Origin of the sequence: Bifidobacterium sp. W8104, assembly GCF_016100735.1 — a bacterium.
GTDB lineage: Bacteria > Actinomycetota > Actinomycetes > Actinomycetales > Bifidobacteriaceae > Bombiscardovia > Bombiscardovia choladohabitans.
Genome location: NZ_JACFRW010000001.1, coordinates 1,176,104 through 1,200,479, shown reverse-complemented (window position 1 = coordinate 1,200,479; position 24,376 = coordinate 1,176,104). Strand labels below are relative to the sequence as shown.

Genomic DNA, 24,376 nt, shown 5'->3' with positions numbered 1-24,376 from the left:
CCCAATGCAACCGGGGCGGTTCAGCCATAGGCACCGCCCCGGTTTTTTATCGGCGTCACTGGTGACAAGGCCGTTATCAGTGCAACCATCGTGGCAATCCGCAATGCCAATCGAACCCCCGTCGCTCATACAAAAAGTGCGGCTTCCACAATCAACGGCATGCCTCTTGCAACGAATTTGTCCTGCAAGGGCCTGATCACGACACTATGAACTGCTCGAAGATTGCAATGCTACAGTAGAAGTTATAGAGGGACTTTATTTTAGTGTGCACCGACGCAGATTTTGGGGCTACGACCTGGGGAATCGGCACGCTTGGGGAGGAAGAATCGAATGGGGAATGCTCATGGCATCCGCAGACTGATGACACTGACAGCCATGGTTGGGTTGGCACTGATCGGCGCATCAACAGGAGCATACGCAACCACAGGCGATACGGCGCCTTCGCCTACCACGGAAACGCCCTCTCCCAGCCCGTACAGCAGCGTGAGTCCATTGCTCAGGACGGGCGGCGAGGCAGAGGCCGGGGCCGCTGCTCCGACCGCCACACCATCACCGCTGGCCAGCAACAATCCCTCGCCTTTCAAGTCCATCCTACCGTTCAACGAGAAAAAGACGGACAAACCCATCAGGAACAGCTCACCGAGAGCCAAGTCGCCACAGACCAGGGATTCATCCTCATATACCCTTACCTTCGAGCCTGACGGGGGCTCGCTGACGTCCGGCTCACCGGCCTTGAGCCAGACAGTAACCTCAGGCCATCTGGCATCACCTCCCACCGTCGCCAAATCAGGTTACCTGTTTGACGGATGGTTCCTGAAGGGCTCCGACGTGGCCTATGACTTCGGCAAGCCGGTCACCAGCACGCAGTCGCTGACGGCCCATTGGTCATCGGTCAACGACGCCCAGTGGACGACGGCCGACGTCAGCGGCGACGACACCGGGGGCTCTGCAATCACACTTACACCCCCCAAGCCCAGAGGGGTCAGATTCGCACAGGTCAGCGCCGGTCATGACCACACCCTGGCCGTAGGCTCGGATGGCCACGTTTATGCCTGGGGCGACAACAGCAAGGGCGAGCTTGGCGACGGCACCACAACCAACAAAAACACGCCAGTGCGGATTACCGAAAACGAGGCCATCAAGGGAAAGACCTTCATATCCGTCAGCGCGGGAACCACATTCTCCATGGCCCTAGCCTCGGACGGCACCGTCTACACCTGGGGCGACAACAGTCGCGGCGAACTCGGCAACGGGTCCACCACGAATTCTTCAGTACCGGTAAAGGCGAATCTTAATGCCACCATCACCGCCATCAGCGCCGGATACTGGCATGCCATGGCCCTGTCCTCCAGCGGGACGATCTACACATGGGGAGACAACGAATACGGCCAGCTCGGCAACGGGCACACGGGCGTCAACGTCAACTCTTCACCAGCAGCGGTCTCTTCATCCGGCGTCACCTTCACCACCATCAGTGCCGGATACGATTTTCAAACGGCGCTGGACAGCCAAGGACATGCCTACGCCTGGGGACGCAACCAGGGCGGCCAGCTCAGCATCGGCACCATGGACGGCACCAGCAGTGGTTCCAACGTCTACACTCCATCGCGCATTTACGGCGACTCGACCGGCAACCCAGACAGCACAGTCTACACCGACATCGATGCAGGGTACCTGCACGTCCTTGCACTGAGCAATACAGGCAAGGTGTACTACTGGGGTTATCCCCTGACCAAGGGCAATGACGCCAATACCGACAGCGTTCACTCCTTCTACCCCAGTCTGTTAAGCTGGCCCACGGAAGCGGCGACGCCTGTTTCAGTCAGCGCCGGGGACTACTCCTCTGCGGTGGTCGACTCTGCGGGCAGCCTGTACATGTTCGGCAGCAATTCCAGCGGCCAGCTGGGCGATGGAACCACAAATCCTAAATCAATCATGACCAAGGTGAGCCTGACAGGCGTCACAGTCGCCGCATTCGATGTCTGCCGGCACAGTCTGGCCATCGGCTCGGACGGGCTCCCCTACAGCTGGGGGGAAGCGAAAAGCGGCAAGCTGGGACAAGGCAGCAAGGGACCTCAAAGCGGTTCGCAGACCAAGCCTGCAGCGGTCGGCCCACCCCAGATAGACCTGGCCAAGGTAACCTTCGGCAGGACGGATGTAGCCAAGACCGACACCAACAGCCCGATTAGCCGAACTTCAGCAGGCGACGACACCTGGAGTTCAAATACCCCATGGACGGTCACTACCCCGCACCACACTTACGGAACCACCAAGATCAGGATCAACGACGGTCAATGGTCCATTGGCGGTGCTGCACAACAGGGGCAAAGCATCGGCAACTATACATTCACACCCACTGCCCAGAAGATCACCTTTGATTCGGACGGAGGCTCATCAGCCTCGGACCAGTTCGTCACCGCAGGCAAGCAGGCTTCGCGCCCCACCGTCACCAAGGCAGGCTTCCTGTTCGACGGCTGGTTCATCAAGGAGGCGGACGGCAGCTCCAATGTGGCCTACGACTTCAGCAGTCCGGTCACCGGGCCACTGAATCTGAAAGCGCATTGGTCTTCGTCAGACATGAAATGGAAGACCTCGGATGCCCTCCATGGCGACGACACCGGGGGCTCCAAAATCACCCTGACTCCCCCCAAGCCCAGAGCAGTGAGATTTGCCCAGGCCAGCGCCGGGCGCTACCACACCCTGGCTGTGGGTTCTGACGGACACGTCTACGCCTGGGGGAATCAGGCCAGCGGCGGACTGGGAAACGGCAAAGACTCAGGCACGGCAACAACGCCGGTGCGGATCACCGAAAATGATGCCATAAAAGGAAAGATCTTCATAGCCGTCAGCGCCGGGGATGCTTATTCCATGGCCCTGGCCTCGGACGGCACGGTCTACACCTGGGGCAGCAACGGCAAGGGACAGCTCGGCAACGGCACTACCGATAATTCCAACGAACCAGTAAAAGCACAGACAGACAATGCCAAAATCACCGCCATCAGCGCAGGACGGGCATATGCCATGGCCCTGGCCTCGGACGGCACGGTCTACACCTGGGGCGACAACACTTACGGCCAGCTCGGCATCGGCAACTATGACAGCCATTCCACCCCTACCAAGGTCACGGCGCTGTCCAACATCACCGCCATCAGCGCAGGATTTACCTCGGGCACGGCCCTGGACAATCAAGGCCACGCTTGGACTTGGGGCCAGAACGACAAGGGGCAGCTTGGCAACGGCGCCCCTAATGACAGTCCGACACCGACACGTGTCCAAGACCTGGACACCGGACAGCCTGATACCCGGTTCTATATCGCCATCAGCGCAGGCTACCAGCACGTGCTGGCGCTGGATACGGATCATGACCTCTATGGATGGGGTTCCGGCACCGCCATCGGCTCCACCACAGATACCAATGTCAGTACGAGAGGATCCACCGCGATCAGTTTCGGAGCCGATGCTGTCAACATCACCGCCTTCAGCGCAGGCGACGATGGATCGGAAGCCATAGATGACAGCGGAAGGATCTTTACCTGGGGCAAGGAGGGTTACGGCCAGCTGGGCAACGGTGTGAACGATAATACGGCATGGCAAACCAATCCGAAAGCCATCACACTGGCTCAGTCAATAAAGGCTTCCGCAGTGTCCACCTCCAGCCATCACCAGACGGCCATCGGGTCTGACGGATTGCTCTACACCTGGGGATACAGCTACTACAACCAGCTTGGACGAACCGGAGCGACCTCAGTGCCCGGCACCACACAGTCACCGCAGATCGCCCTGATTAAGGTCATCTTCGGCACCATGGCCAGCAGCACCAAGCCGGCCACGAATCTGACCCAGACAGGCAAAGACACCTGGGATGCAAACCAAGATTGGACTTTTGTCACGCCCGCGTACCCGTACGGCCCCTCCAGCTTCACCATCACATGGACTATTGCCGACGATACCGGAGACTCAAGGCAGACACAGCAGTTCGACTACACCTTCGATCGGACCAAGAAACGCATAACGCTTGACCCTGAGGGAGGCACTGGAGCTGCATGGACGAGCAAGGACATCGAGGAAGGCGAATTGGTACCCCGGCAGACCGTGGCCAAGACGGGCTTCCTGTTCGACGGGTGGTTCGTCAAAGCGGCTGACGGCAGTTCAAATGTTGCCTACGACTTCGGCAAGCCGGTAACGGACCCGTTGACCCTGGTCGCGCACTGGACGCTTTCGACTCAAATGACCGTCGACCCAACCGTCAGTCCGTCCACTGGCGGATACCAGGTCACCATCACTCCGCCCTCGCAGCGCGGCATCCGCTTCGCCCAGGTCAGCACAGGCAAAAACCATTCCTTGGCTGTCGGCAGCGACGGCAATGCCTACGCCTGGGGAAACAACAGCACGGGACAGCTCGGTAACGGCAGCAAGGACAGCAGCAAGACGCCCGTCCAAGTGAAGAAACCATCCGACGCAGGTACCGACTTCGCCTACACCCAGGTAAGTGCTGGATATGGATTCTCGTTGGCCCTCGGCAGTGACGGCAATGCCTACGCCTGGGGAGACAACGGCAGGGGGCAGCTCGGTAACGGCAGCAAGGACAGCAGCAAGACGCCCGTCCAAGTGAAGAAGCCATCCGACGCAGGTACCGACTTCGCCTACACCCAGGTAAGTGCAGGAGGCTATCATTCCCTGGCCATCGGCAAGGACCATCAGGTCTACGCCTGGGGAGACAGGAGCAACGGCGGACAGGTGGGCGACGGCAACACGAGCGGGAACGCCCCTGCCCCTGTAGCTGTCAACGCAAGCGCCACCAGTCCTGGATTCCAGGCCAGACAGGTCAGTGCGGGATATCAGCACTCTCTGATTATCGGCATAAGCGGGCAAACCTACGCCTGGGGATACGGCGACAGCGGTAGACTGGGCAACAATGCCAAATCCTCACAGGCCACTCCTGTGTCGGTATCGTCACCCGTGCAATACGAGGACGGGTCAACGGGATTCTTCGCCACTCAGGTCAGCGCAGGAGGCTCGCACTCCCTGGCCATTGGCAGAGACGGCAAAGCCTATGCTTGGGGTGCGAATACCGATGGGCGACTGGGTACCGGAGACACCAATGATGCCGCAATACCAACCCCGGTGGCCGATCCCGACGGAGGCAGCGATGGATTCAAACCCACCGAGATCAGCGCCGGAGGATGGTTCTGCGCAGGAATCGACGACAAAGGGCGAATCTACACCTGGGGAAACAACGGTCAAAACGCCCTGGGCAATGTCTCCATCTCAGGATCCATCAGCACATCCCCCGTTTTGGTGAGCAAGGACGGTAGCACCATACAGATCAGTGCAGGCGAGCGCCAAGTCCTGGCCATCGACTCCGACGGCATGGCCTACGGTTGGGGTGACAATGGCGGCAAGCAGCTCGGCACCAATTTGGACAGCGACTCAGTCAAGGCGGCCACCTTGGTCTGCCCGCCGCAATTGACCATCAGCTCGGCCACAGTCGGCACGGATCCGCATACTGCATCAGTTCTTGAACTGACCCGGAGCAGCACAGCCGACACATGGGGATCATGGAATACCTGGACCTTCTATACCCCAGCCTTCAAGGCAGGCCAAACAACAGTCAATATCACCTGGGATGTGGGCCAAGGCAGCTCTCAGACTGAGAGCCTGCCCTTTACCTACAGGGATATTCTGCCCCTGACCGGCAGCCAGGGTCTGCTCGTCATACTGCTTGTAGGACTTTTCGTGACGGTGACAGTCCTGGCAGCGAGGCAACATTACCTGGAAACAGCCCATCAGACCCTAGCCAGCACTCACTGATACCTTATGGCCGATGGCATAGGAGTTGACCCGAGCCATCGGCCATGACAATATGACGGATTTGCTCAGCGTGAGTTGACCTGGCTGGCCAACCGTTCATGGTCGCGCTTTGCGGCATCGGCCACCAGATGCAGATAGGCCTCAGCTAGCTCAGGATCCAGCCCGTAATCATCAGCCTTGTCTCGCAAGGCAGCTATTTGTGCACTCTCCCGGTGCATATCCGCCGAGGCGAATCCTGCCTGGGCCTTGAGCAGCCCGATGCGGTGGGTCACCCGGAACCGTTCAGCCATCATGGCGACTATAGCGGCATCAATGGTGTCCACATCGGCACGCAGCTCCTCCACCTGGCGGGCGGCCTGGGATTGTGGACCCCCGCTCTGCGCCTGGTCATCGATCACTGTTTCCGTCTTTGCATCGCTCATAAAATACCAGTCTAATCAAGCGCCCTAGGCGACTATGCCGGGCTCCTCTCCACCTTGCCAGTGGTGTTATTGTATTGGATGGGATTATTGACTCTTGGGGAGAGTCTCGTTCGCCTACACCTGCCTATGCAAGTGCCGGACGCATGGGGGGAGGATGCCTTCACATGAAGATGGTACGTAGTCATCGCGTCACAGTGCTCGTCAGCCTATGCTGTATTTTGGTCACCTGCAGCATGCTCGGCCTGCAATTCGGTCAAGCAGCGCCGGAAGCCAATGAGACCGCAGTCGCAACTCAGGGAAATGGAGCAATTGGTACTGGAACCAATACTCCCGGACAGATTCCCTCGGTTTCCCCCGGTCCGTCATCATCGCCATCCGGCATTCCCACCCTGGCCAACGGCACTCATGCGACGGCAACAGGACAATCAGCGCCTGCTGCCAGCACATCGCCCACCTCGCCGTCCTCGCCTTCGCCCGGCACCGCAGGTTCCCCGGAGCCGACCTCAACCGCCTCTTCCCCATCGAATGCCACCAGCCACACGGTCACTTTCGACTACAACATGCAGTCCGTGGCTCCGACAACTTCGACTGTGGTCGATGGCGCCCAGGTTACGCGCCCCAGTCCTGAACCCACCCGCCGAGGGTTCGTCCTCGAAGGATGGTTCGCGGGCAAGGTCGCTTACGACTTCTCCGCTCCTGTGCACGCGGATCTGACCCTGAAAGCCAAGTGGGCCCGGGCCGATCAGACCTGGACCATGCAGCCGCAGGAGGGCCCCGAATCAGGAGGCACCGGGGTGACACTTACCCCTCCCCCGCCTTCCGGTGTCCGTTTCAGCCAGGTCAGTGCAGGCATCAGGTTCTCACTGGCTTTGGGATCGGATGGCAACGTCTACGCCTGGGGCTTTAACCGTGCCGGTCAGCTAGGCGACGGCACTATTGTCAACAGGTCAACTCCCATAAGGGTGCCCCGGCCCGAAGAGGCCCGCAATGACAAGGATTTTCGGTTCGTCAGCGTCAACGCTGGTCAGTTCTTCAGCATGGCCCTGGATAACCATGGCACCCTCTGGTCCTGGGGGTACAACTATCTGAAGACCTTGGGCAACCCCAATGTGGCCGACAGCGGCATGCATAACTACTCAGAATATCTGGTAAAGGTGATGCTGCCTGAAGGAGCGCCGGCCGGATTCACCTACAAGGCCGTCAACGGCAATTACACCCACACCCTGGCTTTAGGATCGGATGGCAACGTCTATGGCTGGGGCACCTGCAGCGAGGGGGAGACCGGTAGCCATGATTGCGAAGGCATATGCGACTACAGGCCCAGCCTCATCCAAGGATTCGACAAGAATCACAAAATCGTCGCCCTGCAGACCGGGCTGAACTACTCAACGGCTCTGGATGACGCTGGCACGGTATGGTCATGGGGAAGCAACCTTGACCACCAGTTGGACCCGTCCGCCGGCGCGGTTGTTGGCAACTCTAAGCCGATCAAGATCAACGGCCTTGACAAGGTCCATGTGGTGGCCATAGCAAACGGCTTCGCAAACACCCTGGCCCTGGATGACCAGGGAAGGGTCTGGACCTGGGGTATGAATAAAGCCGGCCAAATCGGCAACGGGTCAAGCGCCAGCAAGACCGATATATTCAAAGACCCGGTCCAGGTCAGCTTCCCGCAGGGGACCAGAATCACTGCCATCACTAGCGGTGGCAATTTCTATCTTAGCCACGCCATGGCTCTGGATTCCGACGGCAATATCTGGGCCTGGGGCGACAACAGCTACGGACAAATGGGCGACGGCAAGACCTCTGCAGCAGACAGCCCCCAGACCACTCCGGAACGTTTGGAGGATCCGAAACTTGCCGGCCGACACTGGATCAGCATCGACGCTGGCGAGGAGTATAACCTGGCAATTTGCGACGACGGCCTGACCTACAGCTGGGGACGTGACAACATGGGTCAGCTGGGTCAGGGCACCAGCGGCGATGACGCCCATAACCGGCCCTCCGCGGTCGCCTTCCCCTGGCCGGCAAAACTGACCGGACTCCAATTCGACACAACGGATATCACCACCGGAATGCAGGCGCAAAAGAACGGGACATGGAAGGCTACCACCCCGCCGCACGCCCCAGGGCTGGTGGATGTGACCCTGACATGGACCTTGAACGATCAAGAACAGACCCTGGTCCACCTGCCCTTCCGCTACCTGTCGAGCGGGGTGACCGTAACCTTCCAGTCGCAAAGCGATTCACCGGCGCCACCCAGCCAGAGTCTGGAAGCGGGAGAGCGGGCAGTTCGTCCCGGCACTGATCCGACCAAGGCCGGCTATCGCTTCGATGGCTGGTTCCTAGGCAAGACCGCCTACGACTTCTCCAAGCCAGTCACCAGCTCCATGACGCTCAAGGCCCACTGGAGCCCTGAGAGTCAGAACTGGACCATGACACCAGACCATGGAACCGAGATGGGCGGAACGAAGATCACCCTGACGCCGCCGGCCCTGCGGGGCATTCGCTTCAGCCAGGTCAGTGCCGGTTCCCACTGGTCCCTGGCCCTAGGCTCCGATGGGATGGCTTACGCCTGGGGCAAGAACAACAACGGCCAACTGGGCAACGCGAACATTTCCAAGGGCAACGCCAGCACCATGCCGGTCCGAGTGGACAAGCCCGAGAAGGCGGAGGCAGGCTTCGTCTTCACCCAGGTCAGCGCAGGCGGTGACTATGGCCTGGCCCTAGGCTCCGATGGGAAGGTCTATGCCTGGGGCAACAACGATGTCGGCCAGCTGGGCGACTCCACCTTGAATGCCCAAAACCGGCCCCAACTGGTACCCGGCCTGCCGGCCAAGATCCGGTCCATCAGTGCAGGCGGCGGACATGCCTTGGCTCTGGATTCCCAGGGACGAGTCTGGTCCTGGGGTGCCAACCAGTACGGGCAGCTGGGCCTGGATAACGCCGGTGGCGATACCGTCTCGCCAGACGGGCGAACCAGCCCTGCCATGGTGACCGGAATCCCGACGACCATAACGGCAATCAGCGCCGGAAGCCGGTATTCACTGGCCATGACCGTGGATGGACAAGTCTACGCCTGGGGCAGCAATGATTCCGGCCAGCTGGGCGATCCCACCCTGCCGGTCAAGGCTGACGGCGCCAACCCCACACCGTCTGCTGTCCAGGGACTGACGGGCGAAATGAGCGCCATTAGCGCCGGAGACCATCAGGCTCTGGCCCTGGATTCCCAGGGACGCATCTGGACCTGGGGACAGGTCAAAGGTGAGAGCAAGAAAGTCCCCGCCCTATTGGCCCTTCCCGACGGACTGCCGACGGGGTTTGCCATTACACAGATCAGTGCCGGCACCGGAGCATCCTCCGCTCTGGGTTCCGACGGGCGGATTCTGACCTGGAGCAATGCCGCAGAGAGCGCAGATCCCACATTCTTGACCAAACCCAAGGACGTGCCTGAAGATTTCAGGTTCACTGCCGTCAGCACGGGTGACTCGAGCTCATTGGCCCTGGGCTCTGACGGTCTGGCCTACGGATGGGGCGCCGACGATGCGGGCCAGCTGGGCGACGACCAGTCCGGGGCGAACCTGAACAGCAAGACGCCACAGGCCGTTGTGATCAGAAGCCTGGTCAAATCGGTAACTTTCGCGGGACTGTCTGCAGAAGGAACACCGCAGTACCAGAATGGCGCCTGGCTGGCACTCACTCCACGCTACAGGCCCGGACAGGTGGATACGGTCATTCACTGGAGCCTGGTCGGCGTGGACCAGCAGGATCAGACCCTGCCCTACACCTACGATCAGTTGGCCGTCCTGCCCCTGACCGGCAGCACCGGCATAATCCTGCTGGTCATGGCTGGCTTGCTGGCCATGGGAGCTGTTATGGCTGCCAGATTCCAGCGGCGGGAAAACAAGATGACAGCATGACAGAGCGGAGACGAATCTATGAAGAACCAGGACTGACAGGCTTCGAATAGATCATGGTCCTAAACGACTGTCTTGTTTCGGCGCTGCTTATGCATTGGGCCCCACCCGTGAAATGAATCGCGGATGGGGCCCAATAAACATGTCAGGCGTCAGGCCCGAGTCACTTCTGCGCCAGCATGGACTGGTTGATGGCAGCCAGGAAGTCCCGGTTGGTGGCGGTCTTCTTCAGCCTGGGCACCAGGGTCTGATAGGCCTGCTCGGTCTCCATGCCACCCAGGAGGCGACGTAGCCGGTAGACCACGGCCAGCTCCTCGGGGGCAGTAATCAACTCCTCGCGCCGGGTGCCGGAGGCATTGATGTCAATGGCCGGGAACATGCGCTTATCGGCCAGATCCCTGGTCAGTCTCAGCTCCATGTTGCCGGTGCCCTTGAACTCCTCGAAGATGACCTCGTCCATCTTGGATCCGGTCTCCACCAGGGCCGAGGAGATGATGGTCAGAGAGCCGCCGTTCTCGATGTTGCGGGCGGCGCCGAAGAAGCGCTTGGGCGGATAGAGGGCCTGCGCGTCCACGCCGCCGGAGAGGATACGGCCGGAAGCGGGGGCCGAGATGTTGTAGGCGCGGGCCAGGCGGGTCATCGAATCCAGAAGGACCACCACATCCTGCCCCAGCTCCACCAGGCGCTTGGCCCGTTCGATGGCCAGCTCGGCCACGGTGGTGTGATCGCTGGCGGGACGGTCGAAGGTGGAGGAGATGACCTCGCCCTGGACCGTGCGCTCCATGTCGGTGACCTCCTCGGGCCGCTCGTCCACCAGTACCACCATCAGGTGCACCTCGGGATTGTTGGCGGTGATGGAGTTGGCGATGGACTGCAGGGTCAGGGTCTTGCCGGCCTTGGGCGGCGAAACGATCAGACCGCGCTGGCCCTTGCCGATGGGGGCGACGATGTCGATCAGACGACCGGTGATGTTCTTGGGCTGGGTCTCCATCCGCATGCGCTCCTGCGGATAGAGGGGGGTCAGCTTGTTGAAGTGGGGCCGTCCTGCAGCCTCCTCCACGCTCATACCGTTGATGGTGTCGATAGCCTGCAGAGGAACGAACTTCTGCCGCTGATTGCGGTGCTCGCCCTCGCGGGGGGGACGGATGGAGCCGTGCACGGCATCGCCCTTGCGCAGGCCGTACTTCTTGACCTGGCCCATGGAGATGTAGACGTCGTTGGGGCCGGGCAGGTAACCGGAGGTGCGAACGAAGGCATAGGAGTCCAGCACATCCACAATGCCTGCCACGGGGACCAGATCCTCGGGCTTGAAGTTCTCCCTGGGCTCATAGTCACGATCCCGGCCGTTGCTGCGATGGTTGTTGCGGTTGCGCCGGTCATTGCGATCGTTGCGGTCATTGCGATCGCCCCGGTTCCGGCGATCATAGCCGTTATGACGGTAGTCACGGCCTTCCTCGCCGCGATCCTCGTAGCTGCGTCGACGGGGCCGGTCATTCCGTGAGGGCAGTGCCGCCAGAATGTCGTCCAGATTGCGCACAGAACCGGAACCGGAGCCTGCGCGCTCATCATCATGCTCCCGCTCGCTCCGACCACGGTTGGTGTGGGAGCCTCGGGATGAATCCGTGTTGCGGTGACGGCGACGGGATATGACCACGTTCTCCTCGTCGGCCACCGTATGGGGGAAGCGGGTCCGGCGCTCGCTATGGCCGCTCTTATGATCGTCAATGCCCAAAACATCGAAGAGGTCTCCGACAGGACGATCGTCCTTGGATTCCTCGGATTCCTTGGTATCCGTGGTCTCCGGTCCGCCTTCCGCGGAGGACTTCGCCTCCTGCTTCGTCGACTGCTGCTGATCGGCGGCCTGGCCCCCCTTGGCCACGGCGGCCGCAGCCTTGGGCTTACCAACGGTTACTCCCTCAGGGGCCTTGCCGCCCGAGCGTGCCGCCTCGATCGTCTCGATCAGGACAGGCTTGCGCATGCCGGAAATACCGCGCAACCCCAGCTGCCTGGCCAATTCCTTGAGTTCGGGCAGCTTCATGGAATGAATATCTTGGCTTGTTGCCACTGTTGTAATGCCTTTCCTTCGCTATGCCTAATTAGGCTAGGCAAATAGCTTGAGAATAGTGCGGGGGTACCGCTCGTGAAAATTCGATGCCGACTCGGCTTATCGAACTTCCATAAGCCTACAACGTGCGGCCGACGGGTGCAAGAATCGGCCTGCGTGTCCAGAAATTCATGGGTAAGCCTCTAGACTGGGCGTATGAATGATCGATCATCTCTGCGTGAGCAACGGCGGAGCGAATTCGTAACCACCGCCATGCGGGTCTTCGACCGCAAAGGCGCTGCGAACACCTCCCTGCGCGATGTAATCCACGCCATGAACCACGGCAAGGGCGTGGGCATGAGCGTCTTCTATTACTACTTCAAATCCAAGGACGACCTGATAGATGCCTGCGTGCGCACCTACCTGGCCTCCTACGTGGACAATGTGGTCGACATTCTGCAGAATCCTGACCTGAGCGTTCAAGAGGCTTTGGACGACATCTGCCCGCACCTGATAAGGGCCATCTGGAAGATGGATGTCATCTTCGCGGATAAGGCCAACTGGTACAACTACCTGAGCACCAACAGCAATGTAATGGAGGGCTTCGTCAGGCAGATCATCGACCCCTTGACCAAGGCCCTGGACCGCTGGCTGGATCGGGGCGACCTGCCGCAGACCCAGCTGATCCAAATAGCCGGCACCCGTACTGTGGCGTGGCTGATGGCCGACGGGCTCTCGTCCATCGTCAGCAATGGCAGAGGGGCGGCAGGTCATCCGCAGATCAGAGAGTTGGTCCGCCAGCGTGTCCGCGAAAGCGTGGCCTTCTTCTCGCAGCTGCTGGGCCTGCCCCTGAAGGCGCCAGCTATAGCCCTGTCGTGAATGACAAAGCCTCCGGCCCTGCGGTCGGAGGCTTGAAGGGAAACGAAGGCCGTGGCCTGCCTACTTCTGTTCGTGGTAGGACTTCTCGGTGTTGACGTTCCAGACGTTGGACTTGTCGGTACGCCCCGATTTGATGTTGGCCACGGCTTCCATGGATGTGGCCATGGAGTGATCCTGGTTGTTGTAGTGGTGCTGCCCGTTGCGGCCCACGCAGTAGAGGTTGCCGAAGGAGTCCAGCCAATTGACCAGCTCGGGCATCTGGGCGTAGGTGTCGAAGTAGGCCGGGTAGGCCTTGACCACCCGCTCCCGGTGCGAATCCAGCACGTCGGCAGGTCCGTTGATGATGCCCATCCGGGTCAGCTCCTTGATGGCGAAGTCAGTGGTCTCCTGATCGCTCATGCTCCAGAAGTCATCACCCTCCTTGCAGAAATACTCCAGGCCAATCCAGACAGTGCCGTCCACATTCTTGACCATGTAGGGGCTCCAGTTGTTGAAAATCTGGATGCGGCCCATCTTGTAGCCTGGGTCCTGCACATAGATCCAGCAGTCGGGAACGATGGGCGGGTTGCCCAGGGTCTTGATGGAGGTGGTGTTGCGGATGCGCAGGTGGCGCACCAGCAGGCCAACGGTCACGAAGTCGCGGTAGGGCAGGCCCTGAGCCACCCTGACCATCTCCTTGTCAGTGGAGGGCTCCTCGTGGGCGATGGCCTCCACCAGGTCCTTGATGGGCATGGAGGAGATGATCTGATCAGCCTTCAGGGTCACCTCCTTGCCATCAGCGTTGCGATAGACCACACCGGTCATGTGGCCGTCTTGCTGGGTCAGTCCGATCACACGGGCATCGGTGATCACGTGGACTCCGTGCTCCACATTGCGTCGCTCCACGGTCTCCCAGAGCTGCCCCGGACCCAGCTTGGGGTACCAGAACTCCTCGATCAGGCTGGTCTCGACCTGATGGGCGTCGCGCTTCTTGGGCAGCAGCTTCTGGAAGGCGTTCTTGAGCACGCCCATGATGCTGAGCCCCTTGACCCGCTGGGCGCCCCAGTCGGCGCTGATCTCGCGGGGGTGACGGCCCCAAAGCTTTTCGGTGTAGCCCTCGAAGAACATGGAGTAGAGCTTGCGACCGAAGCGGTTGATATAGAAGTTTTCCAGATTGTCTTCGGGCAGCTTGTGGACGACGGACTTCAGGTAGCTGAATCCGGCCTGCATGGTCAGCTTGAAGCCCATAGCTCTAAGTGTATTGAGCGTCAAGGAGATGGGATAGTCGAAGAAGTGGTGGTTCCAGTAGATCCTGGAGACGCGGTGACGCTTGAGCATGACCCGGTCGGTCTTCTCCGGGTCGGGGCCGCCGGGCTCCAGGTCGTGGTGGCGACCAAGCTTTTTATCGTCATAGGAGGGCGCACCCTGCAGGGGCAGGACCTCCTTCCACCAGTCCATGATCCGGTCATCCTTGGAGAAGAACCGATGGCCGCCGATGTCCATGCGGTTGCCGTTGTGTCGGACCGTACGGGAGATGCCGCCAAAAGCGTTGGTGGCCTCCAGCACAGTGACGTCATAGCGCTCGTCGCCGCCGTCCTTGACCAGTTCCCATGCCGCTGTCAAGCCGGCGGGCCCTCCGCCGATGACAACCACGGACTGTTTGCGCTCCATGCCAACCTCCTGAAAACCGTATGAAATCATCACCACTGTACCCGGCTCGTCCCCAGTCAGATGCTACCGAGCGACTTCCCACACGAATTCCCGCCATTGCGTGGAACAAACGTGATGATGCTCGCCCTCACGCGCTGTCTAGCCCAGCGAGTCAGGGATATCGATGTCCGTCTTCTGCACTTCCTCCACATTGACGTCTTTGAAAGTGACGATCCGGACGTTCTTGACGAACCGGCTGGACCGGTAGACATCCCAGACCCAAGCATCGGTCAGTCGGACGTCAAAGTAGACGTCCTGCCCAGCGGATCGGACGTTGAAGTCCACCTTGTTGGCCAGGTAGAACCGCCGTTCGGTCTCGACCACGTAGGTGAACAGCTTGATCACGTCACGGTACTCGCGATACAAGGCCAATTCGGCATTGGTCTCGTAGTTGTCGAGATCCTCAGCACTCATCGACTACCTCCATTCGCGCGATCACGGCCATGGCCAAGCGTACGCCACCAGGCGCGCTTGGATCGCTTGGCCTCAGCCGACCCGTAGGCCCAATCCGACGCTGTATGCTCCTCGCCAGACTGCTCGGCAACGGGTTCTTCGGAACCGGACTTCTTCCCCGCATCCTTGGCGTCCGTCTGACCAGGGCCCGCCGTCTTGTCAGTCCTGCTGTTGGAGCCTGCATGGTCCTCAGCAGGTTTCCCTGAATGTGAACTACTTTTCGGGGACGGATTGGCTTGGTCACCTGATGTCTGTGAATTCTGGGATGCCGGAGTGGACTCCCCGGACTCGGACCCGCTTATGTCGCCATCCTCATCCGCGGTGTACCCGTGTGCGACAAGGGCTTCGGCCACACCGGGATTTTCACGGATAACATGCATGCCGAAAGCATTCAAAGAACGGATGGGATCGTACTCGTCGACCAGGGCATCCATGACGATCTGATCCTGATACTTGCCGTTCTCGGCGTCCCAGAGCGCATCACGGGAGGTGCCCGAGATCATGAATCCCAGGGACTGATAGACGGAGATCGAGCGGGTGTTTTTCTCTGGCACAGCCACCCAGATCCGGTGCAGGCCCAGCCCTGTAGGAGCAGCCGCGTACCCGTAGGTCATGATTCTGGGCATGGCATCCCGGGAGTAGCCGCGTCCGCGGAAGTGCCTGCCCAGGACCACCTGGATCCTGGCCGAACGGGACCAGCCGTCCACGTCGATCAGGAAGATCATGCCGATAACCCCCTTGGTAGCATCAGCATCGGGAGAGCCGTCCTGGTCGGTGTCCGCGTCAGTGACCATGGCCCAGGCCAGGGTGCGGCGGGACTCGGGATCGCCCACACCCGAATCACGGGCAGCCAGGCCCTTGGACCAGGCCACCGACCGACGCACCCAGGCATTGACCACGGCTCGTTCGGCACTGGGCCCCTTACCGGTGATGCCGGTGGAATTGTAGAAGGCCTCCAACTGGTCCATTGCCGTCAGATCGGCGATGACGGCCGGCCGCAGGTGCAACATTTCGCCGCGGATGTAGGGAATCTCGATCCGGTCGGGCAGCTGTCTGTTCGCTGCGTCTTCGGATCCCTCGGATTGCGTTTGCGGTCGGTCATTGCCCCTGCCGCTCATAGACATCACGTCACCTCCATGATCGCCACCTTGCGATGGCAATCAATTGTAATCCCTGGCCCCTGGGAAAACCATGAGAAGCCAGGCAGTCCGCCGGTCCGAACCCGATGGGACCGGGCCGGCGGACCGGGCGCGGTCAGGACTTGGCGATGCGCTCCATGACGATCTTGCTGACCGCCTTGGCATCGGCCTGACCCTTGGTGGCCCGCATGACCGCTCCGATAATAGCGCCCATGGGCTTCATATTGCCGCCCTTGAGCTTGGCCACGATGTCCGGGTTGTCCTTGAGGGCCTGATCGACGGCTGCGTCCAGGGCCCCGTCATCCGAAACCACCTGGTAGCCGTGTTTCTTGACGACCTCGGCGGGCTTGCCTTCTCCTGCCAACACGCCGGAGACGGTCTGCTTGGCCAGCTTGTCATTGAGCTTGCCGTCAGCGATCAGCTGCTCCACATCGGCGACATCCTGAGCCGAAATGGGCAGCTCCTGCAGGCTGACCCCACGGGCGTTGGCTTCGCGGGAGATCTCGCCCAGCCACCACTTACGGGCTCCGGCAGCCGTGGCGCCAGCCTTGACCGTATCCTCAATCAGATCCACGGCATCGGCGTTGACCGCGTCCTGCATCTGCCGGTCGGTGAAGTCCCACTCCTTCTTGAGACGGGCGCGACGTTCGCGCGGCATCTCAGGCATCTGGGCCCTGAGCTCTTCGATATGATCCTTGGTCACATGGACCATGACCAGGTCAGGATCGGGGAAGTAGCGGTAATCGTTGGCATCGGTCTTGACCCGGCCGCCGGCAGTGGTCTGTGTGGACTCGTCCCAGTGGCGGGTTTCCTGCAGCACCTCCCCACCGGACTCCAGCAGGGCGGCCTGACGGCGGATCTCGTAGGTCAGGGTCTTCTCGATGCCCTTGAAGGTGTTGACATTCTTGGTCTCCGACCGGGTCCCCAGAGGGGCATCCGGCCCGGCGTGCAGAGAGACGTTGACGTCGGCACGCATGTTGCCCTGCTCCATCCGGGCGTGGGAGATGCCCAGGGCCCGGACGATGTCTCTGATGGCCCGGACGTAGGCCCCGGCCACCTCGGGGGTACGCGCCCCGGCACCCTCGATGGGCTTGGTCACGATCTCGACCAGGGGGACACCGGCACGGTTGTAGTCCACCAGGGAGTGGTCGGCGCCTTCGATGCGGCCGTCGGCCCCGCCCACATGGGTGTTCTTGCCGGCGTCGTCCTCCACATGGGCCCGCTCGATGGGCACACGGAAGATGCTGCCGTCGTCCAGCTCCACATCCAGGTAACCCTCACCATTCAGGGGCTTGTCATACTGGGAGATCTGATAGTCGCGGGGCATGTCCGGGTAGAAGTAGTTCTTCCTGGCGAATTGGCTCCACTCGTTGACCTTGCAGTGCAGGGCCAGGCCCAGTTTGACCGCATAGTCGATGGCGGTCTTGTTGACCACAGGCAGGCTGCCGGGCAGGCCCAGGGAGACCGGGGTCAGCTGGGTGTTGGGTTCGCCGCCGAACTCGATATGGGCCGGGCAGAAGAGCTTGGTGTTGGTGCAGAGCTCGACATGGACCTCCAGGCCGAACACCGGGTCGTACTTGGCCACGGCATCGGCGTACTTCATAAGTTTTTCAGCCATTGTGATTCCGTTTCCTTCCGATGCCTACTTGGTCGAATCCTGAGCCAGGCCATCCAGCCAGGGGGTGGACAGCTTCTTGGAGATGGGCCCGCCCCACTGCTCCTCCAGGGCCGCCTCAAGAGCTGCGGCAGGCCGGTACATGACCTCATCACGCATTTGGGGGGCGAAGAACTGGAAGCCGACAGGCAACCCGTCGTCGCTGAGCCCGGCGGGGATCGACATGGCCGGGGTGCCGGCAAGATTGGCCGGAATGGTAGCCACATCATTCAGATACATGGCCAGCGGGTCATCCATCTTCTCGCCAAAGCGGAAGGCCGTGGTCGGCGAAGTCGGAGAGACCAGGACGTCGGCCTGTTCGAAGGCCTTCTCAAAGTCGCGGATGACCAGGGTGCGAACCTTCTGGGCCGAGCCGTACCAGGCATCGTAGTAGCCGGCGGACAGGGCGTAGATGCCCAGGATGATCCTGCGCTTGACCTCGTCGCCGAACCCGGCTTCACGGGTGGCAGCCATCATGTTGGCAGCCGTCTGGGGGACGCCTTCGGGGGGCATGACCCGCAGTCCGTAGCGCATGCCGTCGTAACGGGCCAGGTTGGAGGAGACCTCGGAAGGCATGATGATGTAGTAGGCGGCCAGCGCGTAGGGGAAATGCGGGCAGGAGACCTGGACCACCTCGGCGCCCATGGACTCCAGAAGCGAGACGGCCTCGTTGAAGCGGGCCTCGACGCCGGGCTGGTAGCCCTCGCCGCCCAACTCCTTTACCAGACCCACCTTGAGACCCTTCAGATCGCGATTCTGGCCCTGACGAGCGGCCTGGGCCAGAGGAGGAACCGGCTTGGGAATTGATGTGGAGTCTCGGCGGTCATAGCCGCCGATGACCTCCTGCAGCAGGGCCGCATCCAGCACAGACCGGGAGACCGGACCGATCTGATCCAGGGAGGAGGCCATGGCGATGGCCCCGAACCTGGAGACGCCGCCGTAGGTAGGTTTGACGCCCACGGTGCCGGTCAGGGATCCGGGCTGGCGAATGGACCCGCCGGTGTCGGTACCCAGAGCCAGCGGGGCCTCAAAGGCGCCGACGGCCGAGGCCGAACCACCGCCCGAGCCGCCCGGAACCCGCTCGGTGTCCCAGGGGTTGTGTGTGGGCTTGAAGGCCGAGTGCTCAGTGGAGGATCCCTGGGCGAACTCATCCAGGTTGGTCTTGCCCAGAATGGGCATCCCTGCGGTCTTGAGTTTCTTGATGACGGTGGCATCGTAAGGCGGCACCCATCCCTCGAGGATCTTGGATGCGGCCGTCGTGGGAATGCCCTTGGTAACGATCATGTCCTTGATGGCAATGGGAACGCCGGCCAGTTCCGGCAGCCCCTCGGCGCCGTCATGGGCCAGACGCTGGTCGAAGGCGTCAGCCTGTTCCAGGGCCTGATCGGCGCTCACCTGCAAAAACGCATCAATGCTGGGCTCGGCGGCTTCGATCACATCCAGATGAGCCTGGACCAGCTCGCGGCTGGAGACCTGCCCCGACCGCAGCTGTGCGGCCATGTCGGAGGCGGATTGCTTGACCAATTCTTCCTGTGCGCTCATCGTCTCACTCCTCACCCAGAATGCGCGGGGCCACAAACATGCCCGACTCGGTGACCGGTGCCCCCGAGAGAGCAGCCTCCTGGGTCAGTGGTTCCTCAGCCTCGTCGGGGCGCAGGTAGGCCTCCAGAGGAATGGGATTGGCAGTGGGGGGCACGTCGTCGCCGGCCACCTGCTGGACCTTGGTAATGGAATCGGCGATCACGTTGAGTTCGCCCTTGAGGCGGTCAGCCTCCTGATCGGTCAAAGCAATCCGGGCCAAATCGCCCAAGTGCTTGATCTCTTCACGTGTAAAAGTTGGCATACTACTTATCATATGGGTGCTCTATGACACGCAGAAGACAGGGTCAACCGATGTCTGCGCGCCTAAAGACCAGGGTTCCCAGAGCACAGCATAGAGCCGTCCAGACCATCATGATCAGGCCCGACTGCCACCAGGTGGGCCACCATCCGATGCCTGCCCCTGCTGCCTGGCCCAGACCTGAAAGGAAGGTGCTCAGCAGGCTGGTTGGGGTCAGGCTGAGGGGGATCTGCAGCCAGTCGGCATGAGGGACCAAACCCGCCAGGAGTCCCAGAATCAATGGCAGAATCACGGTCAGCCCCAGGAACAGGCCGATCCCACCAGCCTTGGAGCGGCTCACGGCCCCCAGACCCAGGGCCATCAAAGCAAAGAGGACCACCATGAGCGGGCCACCCAGCAAATCAATCAGGACCAGCCCGGGCTTGTAGGCAGGCAAGGCCCCCGATCCGCCCGACAGAAGCAGTGTCGCCAAAATCCAGCTGAGCAGCAGGCCTATCTGTGCCGCCAACCAAGTCAATAAGGCCAAGGCAAGACCCTTGGCCATCAGGACCATGCCCCGACGAGGATTGGCCGTCAGCGTGCTCTCAATGTTGGCTCTGGAAAACTCGCGAGTAAGGACCAGAACACCCAGAATGCCCGCCACAATCATGGCCGGGAACAGGCCCGAAACGACGGCCGACCAGAAAACGTCAGTGGATGCAGGCAGCAGGTGATCCGGAAGGTGATTGGTCCGCCAGCCCGGGCCAGCCAGAATCTGGGTCGCACAGGCCGTCAGGCCGGTGCTCAACGGCTGCAGCAACGTGACGATCAGGAGCAGGACCCAGGTCGATCGCAGGGAGAGCATCTTGCGCAGCTCACCTCGAACCGCCCCGAAAAGGGTCAGCTGACCTGACGGACGACGTGAATCCAGGAAGGACAGCACCGAAGTCCGACGCAGCCGCGTGAAGGCGGAGCCATGCCGTGGGGTTGCATTATCAGGCCCTGCGGGTACCTCTCGCCGACTCCGGCGGACTCGGCGGCCGCTGTCGGCACTCATGGCCGCGCATCCCTTCTGCCGTGAATCATGTCCTTGTAGGCCTGTTCCAAGGAAACTTCCTCCGGCTGGAAGTCGTAGAGAACCACACCCTCCTGGGCCAGAATCGAGGCCGTCGAAGCCAGGGGCGCGCCCTGGATGCGGAAACGGGCGGCATCCGGCGGACAGCTCTCGTCTGGCGGCAGACGGGTGATGCCGATTCCGGCAGCCGTGGCCAGGGCGGCCTTTAACTGATCCGGCTGTGGCGTCACCGCATAGATGGAGTCACGGGAGTGCTCGCCAATGAATCGGGCCACTGTCGTTCTCTCCAGGATCCTTCCCTTGGCGATGATGACCAGATCGTCGGCGATTTGAGCCACCTCGTTGATCTTACGGGAGCTTAGGAGGACTGCCCTGCCCTGTGAGGCGAGGCTGCGGCAGATGTCTCTCACCCGGTCGGCTCCCTCCGGATCCAGACCGTCAAGGGGATCATCCAGAACCAGGTTGTGCGGTTCACCCAGCAGGGCAGCGGCCAGGGCCAGCCGCTGACTCATCCCCAGAGAAAGGGATCCCGTCGGCCTGTCGGCGACCGATTGCAAGCCGACCATCTCAAACACCTGGTCCACCCGACGGTGATCAATGCCGTTGACCGTAGCCAGGGCCAGCAGGTGGTCCCTGGCCTTGCAGGCAGGATGGGCGTTGCGTGGATTCAGTACCGCTCCCGCTGTCCGCATGGGCGACGAGAGCCGGACGAAGGGCTGGCCATCGAACAGGGCCTTGCCTGTGTCAGGGCGAACCAGCCCCAGAGCAATGCGCAGTGCTGTCGACTTGCCGGCCCCTTTGGGCCCCACAAACCCGGTCACCCGACCGTCCCTGGCCGTAAAGGAGACGCGGTTCAGCGCCTTGCGGGAGCCAAAGCGCTTGGTCAGCGAGTCGACGACAATCATGGCAGAGTCACCTGGTCCGACTGACCCGCAACTCCGGCATGCTGGCAGATCCAGGAGTGCATGGCCACGGCAGCCGCAGCCCCGGCGTTGATGGAGCGCACCGATCCGAACTGGGAGATATAAACCACATCGTCGGCCAGCTCCAAGGCCTTCTTGGACAGCCCCGGCCCCTCGGCGCCGAACATGAGCAGGCAGCGACGAGGAAAGCGGTAGGTCTCCATGGGGACAGCCCCGGGGACGTTGTCGATGGCGATCATGCGGGGGGCGGACTCCCCCTGTCCGGCCGCCTCTTCTTGCAGGGTGGCCGTCATGGTTGCTATGTCGGGGTCGTGGACCACATGCTGATAGAGCTCGGTCATCAACGAGCCCTTGCGATTCCATTTGTGAGGACCGACTATATGGACGCGGCGAGCTCCAAAGGCGTTGGCGGTTCGGACCATGGAGCCGATATTGAAATCGTGGGTCCAGTTCTCCACAGCCACCTCGAAATCATGGCGACCCCGGCGATCCAGGTCGTCCCGAATGGCCTCGACCCTCCAATAGCGGTACCGGTCCAGGACGTTGCGCCGATCCCCCTGCTCCAGCAGTTCAGGGTCATAGCACGGCTCCGTCGGCAGGGGCCGCTCGGGATGCTCCTCCCGCCAGGGGCCGACCCCCACCTGGCGGAAAACGGGTTCTCCGGATTCAAGCGCCGCCCGGGTAATCGGATTTGGGTCTCTCAATGACTTTGTTCCCGCTCTACGCTTGCCTCGTGATCTGCAGGAGCGAATTGATTCTCATCAAAGGCACAGATAAATGGAAGGCTTGTGCTTGAACCATCGACCGGGTCAATCACTTGTATTGTCGGGTTCTGATTGCCGACGCCGTCACTATCTGAGCTACCAGGAATTGTCTGCTGATGCAGACCTCCAACAAGAGAGGCGATTGCCAAGGGCCGGGCGTCCTGATGCCGGATAATACTGCAGTCGAGGCTGAGCTCGTTTCCATTTCTCAGGGTCACCAAAGACGAAGTCTGAACATACGATTTCTGACTGAGCCAAGCATCAAGAAGAATGACCCGCTTCCCACGAATAGAGGGGCCCTTGATTGACGGATATACAAAATCCATAACAAAAGCGTCCAGAGACTGACCTCTCGACGCTGCTGCGTGAAGCATTGCATCGGCAAGCGGCACAGCGGCGGCTGTCAGCGCACCGACGGCATCGTAATCGTCCACTGAATACCCTCTATCCTCGAGCATATCCAGAAGCACATGTCCGGCAAGCTCCGCACCCCGATGATTGAACGTGACCCCACTCAGCTCCGTAAATGGCCTGCCATTGATCTCTTTAGCCAAGAGCACGCGGAGTTGATCGGTTGTGTTCAACAGTCCGTCAAAACCCTCCCCTGAATCATCCAAACCATGGACAGTGGTCTTCCTAAAATCTCCATCGTGCATCGATGAATTTGATCGATCGGGCACGTGCTCTCGATGCTGATTACTCATGTGACCGCCGCCTCCTTCATATTGATCTTTGAGTCTGGTGAATCAACTGACATTAGTGTTAATCATGTGGACGATTCTTCGCTGGATTATTACTCTGCGTATCCTCTAAGTTGAATTCTTCAATCAGATAATTGGGACGATCCTTTGTTTGCATGAATACTCTTCCCAAATATTCTCCTATGATTCCCAGACTCAGTAACTGTAAGCCACCTAGCAACAGTATTGCAATCATGGTTGATGCATACCCTGGCAGATCTACTCCCATAACGAGCGTCCTGAAGAGAATTATCAGTGCATAAACAATGGCGAGAAATGAAACACCTAGCCCAATCCAGGTGGCCAATTTAAGCGGGGCGGTGGTAAAACTGGTAATCCCATCAAGCGCCAGATGGATCAGCCGTCCTAATTTCCACTTGGAATTACCCGCCGCTCGGGCATCCCTATCGTAAAGAAACTCATACTTGCGAAATCCGATCCAACTGAAAAGAGCCTTAGAGTTTCGTTCCGATTCGTTCAAACGCTTCAGAGCATCTACACACTTGCGATCCAGCAGGCGAAAATCTCCGGTGTCTTCTTGAATGCTCACTCTAGACACTTTTTGCAGCACACGGTAATACATGTGCGAAGTAAATTTCTTCGCCCAGGATTCTCCCTTTCTTGAACGCCGTCGCGCATAAACATCCTCGTAGCCTTCAAACCAGTACTTGGCCATTTCCGGTATCAACTCGGGTGGATCTTGAAGATCGGCATCCATAATTACCAGGCCATCTGTATCCGTATGATGGATACCTGCCAGCATGGCCTTTTCCTTGCCGAAATTCCTGGAGAGGAATATGTAACGGACATAACTATGCATAGACGCATACTGACGAATCAGTGTACGCGTATCATCTCTTGATCCGTCATCTACAAAAAGAAGAGAAAGAATGAGACCCTCGGGTTTTGAATCGACCAGATTCGACATCCTTTCAAAAAGAATGGGAAGGGTCTCTTGTTCATTATAGCAGGGAACCAGAACAGTAAGTGTCCTTCTATTTTCTCCCTCACCCTTTATATCAGCCATGTTATACCGGTACACCTTTC

17 protein-coding genes and 1 pseudogene are annotated in these 24,376 nt (G+C 60.3%); 4 read left to right on the top strand and 14 right to left on the bottom strand.

What is annotated here, in order from left to right; translation table 11 throughout:
* The first annotated feature begins 330 nt into the window (after nt 1–330).
* A complete protein-coding gene (locus H3U89_RS04525) occupies nt 331–5,811 on the top strand; it encodes an RCC1 domain-containing protein (RefSeq protein WP_198178335.1) in 5,481 nt (1,826 codons plus the stop codon).
* A gap of 65 nt (nt 5,812–5,876) precedes the next feature.
* Here the strand turns inward: H3U89_RS04525 and H3U89_RS04520 are convergent, their stop codons facing one another.
* Nucleotides 5,877–6,233 (bottom strand): chorismate mutase, encoded by a 357-nt coding sequence (locus tag H3U89_RS04520; protein ID WP_198178336.1) that lies wholly within the window; start codon nt 6,231–6,233, stop codon nt 5,877–5,879.
* 403 nt (nt 6,234–6,636) lie between these two features.
* A complete protein-coding gene (locus H3U89_RS08500; protein WP_332460533.1) occupies nt 6,637–6,765 on the bottom strand; it encodes a hypothetical protein in 129 nt (42 codons plus the stop codon).
* Nucleotides 6,766–6,781: 16 nt separating this feature from the next.
* On the opposite strand from H3U89_RS08500, the pseudogene H3U89_RS08495 reads away from it, so the two are divergent.
* Nucleotides 6,782–6,949, top strand: a pseudogene (locus tag H3U89_RS08495) (InlB B-repeat-containing protein); the annotation flags it as partial.
* A gap of 39 nt (nt 6,950–6,988) precedes the next feature.
* Nucleotides 6,989–10,153 carry an RCC1 domain-containing protein gene (locus H3U89_RS04515; RefSeq protein WP_332467321.1) on the top strand — a complete coding sequence of 1,055 codons (3,165 nt, stop codon included), beginning with the start codon at nt 6,989–6,991 and terminating at the stop codon, nt 10,151–10,153.
* A 160-nt stretch (nt 10,154–10,313) separates the two neighbouring features.
* Here the strand turns inward: H3U89_RS04515 and rho are convergent, their stop codons facing one another.
* Nucleotides 10,314–12,188, bottom strand: coding sequence for a transcription termination factor Rho (gene rho, locus H3U89_RS04510; protein WP_232345510.1), 1,875 nt, complete (start codon nt 12,186–12,188; stop codon nt 10,314–10,316).
* Between the two features lie 222 nt (nt 12,189–12,410).
* On the opposite strand from rho, the gene H3U89_RS04505 reads away from it, so the two are divergent.
* A complete protein-coding gene (locus H3U89_RS04505; RefSeq protein WP_198178339.1) occupies nt 12,411–13,073 on the top strand; it encodes a TetR/AcrR family transcriptional regulator in 663 nt (220 codons plus the stop codon).
* Between the two features lie 60 nt (nt 13,074–13,133).
* Here H3U89_RS04505 and H3U89_RS04500 read toward each other — a convergent pair whose 3' ends face one another.
* The 11 genes from H3U89_RS04500 to H3U89_RS04450 all read right to left on the bottom strand — a co-directional run bounded on the left by H3U89_RS04500 (nt 13,134) and on the right by H3U89_RS04450 (nt 24,356).
* A complete protein-coding gene (locus H3U89_RS04500) occupies nt 13,134–14,723 on the bottom strand; it encodes an NAD(P)/FAD-dependent oxidoreductase (protein ID WP_198178340.1) in 1,590 nt (529 codons plus the stop codon).
* A gap of 138 nt (nt 14,724–14,861) precedes the next feature.
* Complete coding sequence (locus H3U89_RS04495) at nt 14,862–15,176, bottom strand: DUF2469 domain-containing protein (protein ID WP_015022511.1); 315 nt, start codon at nt 15,174–15,176, stop codon at nt 14,862–14,864.
* Entirely contained in the window at nt 15,173–16,333 is a 1,161-nt protein-coding gene (locus H3U89_RS04490; protein ID WP_415873548.1) for a GNAT family N-acetyltransferase, read from the bottom strand. Before H3U89_RS04490 ends, H3U89_RS04495 begins: the two co-directional genes overlap by 4 nt.
* Before the next feature lie 136 nt (nt 16,334–16,469).
* Nucleotides 16,470–17,972 carry an Asp-tRNA(Asn)/Glu-tRNA(Gln) amidotransferase subunit GatB gene (gene gatB / locus H3U89_RS04485; protein ID WP_154312871.1) on the bottom strand — a complete coding sequence of 501 codons (1,503 nt, stop codon included), beginning with the start codon at nt 17,970–17,972 and terminating at the stop codon, nt 16,470–16,472.
* A gap of 24 nt (nt 17,973–17,996) precedes the next feature.
* Entirely contained in the window at nt 17,997–19,550 is a 1,554-nt protein-coding gene (gatA, locus tag H3U89_RS04480; RefSeq protein WP_198178341.1) for an Asp-tRNA(Asn)/Glu-tRNA(Gln) amidotransferase subunit GatA, read from the bottom strand.
* A 4-nt stretch (nt 19,551–19,554) separates the two neighbouring features.
* Entirely contained in the window at nt 19,555–19,851 is a 297-nt protein-coding gene (gatC, locus tag H3U89_RS04475; protein ID WP_198178342.1) for an Asp-tRNA(Asn)/Glu-tRNA(Gln) amidotransferase subunit GatC, read from the bottom strand.
* A gap of 43 nt (nt 19,852–19,894) precedes the next feature.
* On the bottom strand, nt 19,895–20,884 hold the full coding sequence (locus H3U89_RS04470) for an ABC transporter permease subunit (RefSeq protein ID WP_198178343.1): 990 nt from the start codon (nt 20,882–20,884) through the stop codon (nt 19,895–19,897).
* Nucleotides 20,881–21,807 carry an ATP-binding cassette domain-containing protein gene (locus H3U89_RS04465; RefSeq protein WP_198178344.1) on the bottom strand — a complete coding sequence of 309 codons (927 nt, stop codon included), beginning with the start codon at nt 21,805–21,807 and terminating at the stop codon, nt 20,881–20,883. Before H3U89_RS04465 ends, H3U89_RS04470 begins: the two co-directional genes overlap by 4 nt.
* A complete protein-coding gene (locus H3U89_RS04460; protein WP_198178345.1) occupies nt 21,804–22,529 on the bottom strand; it encodes a TrmH family RNA methyltransferase in 726 nt (241 codons plus the stop codon). The genes H3U89_RS04465 and H3U89_RS04460 overlap by 4 nt, the downstream gene beginning before the upstream one ends.
* A complete protein-coding gene (locus H3U89_RS04455; RefSeq protein WP_415873549.1) occupies nt 22,526–23,245 on the bottom strand; it encodes an orotate phosphoribosyltransferase in 720 nt (239 codons plus the stop codon). The genes H3U89_RS04460 and H3U89_RS04455 overlap by 4 nt, the downstream gene beginning before the upstream one ends.
* A 106-nt stretch (nt 23,246–23,351) precedes the next feature.
* Complete coding sequence (locus H3U89_RS04450; RefSeq protein WP_198178346.1) at nt 23,352–24,356, bottom strand: glycosyltransferase family 2 protein; 1,005 nt, start codon at nt 24,354–24,356, stop codon at nt 23,352–23,354.
* Between the last annotated feature and the right edge of the window lie 20 nt (nt 24,357–24,376).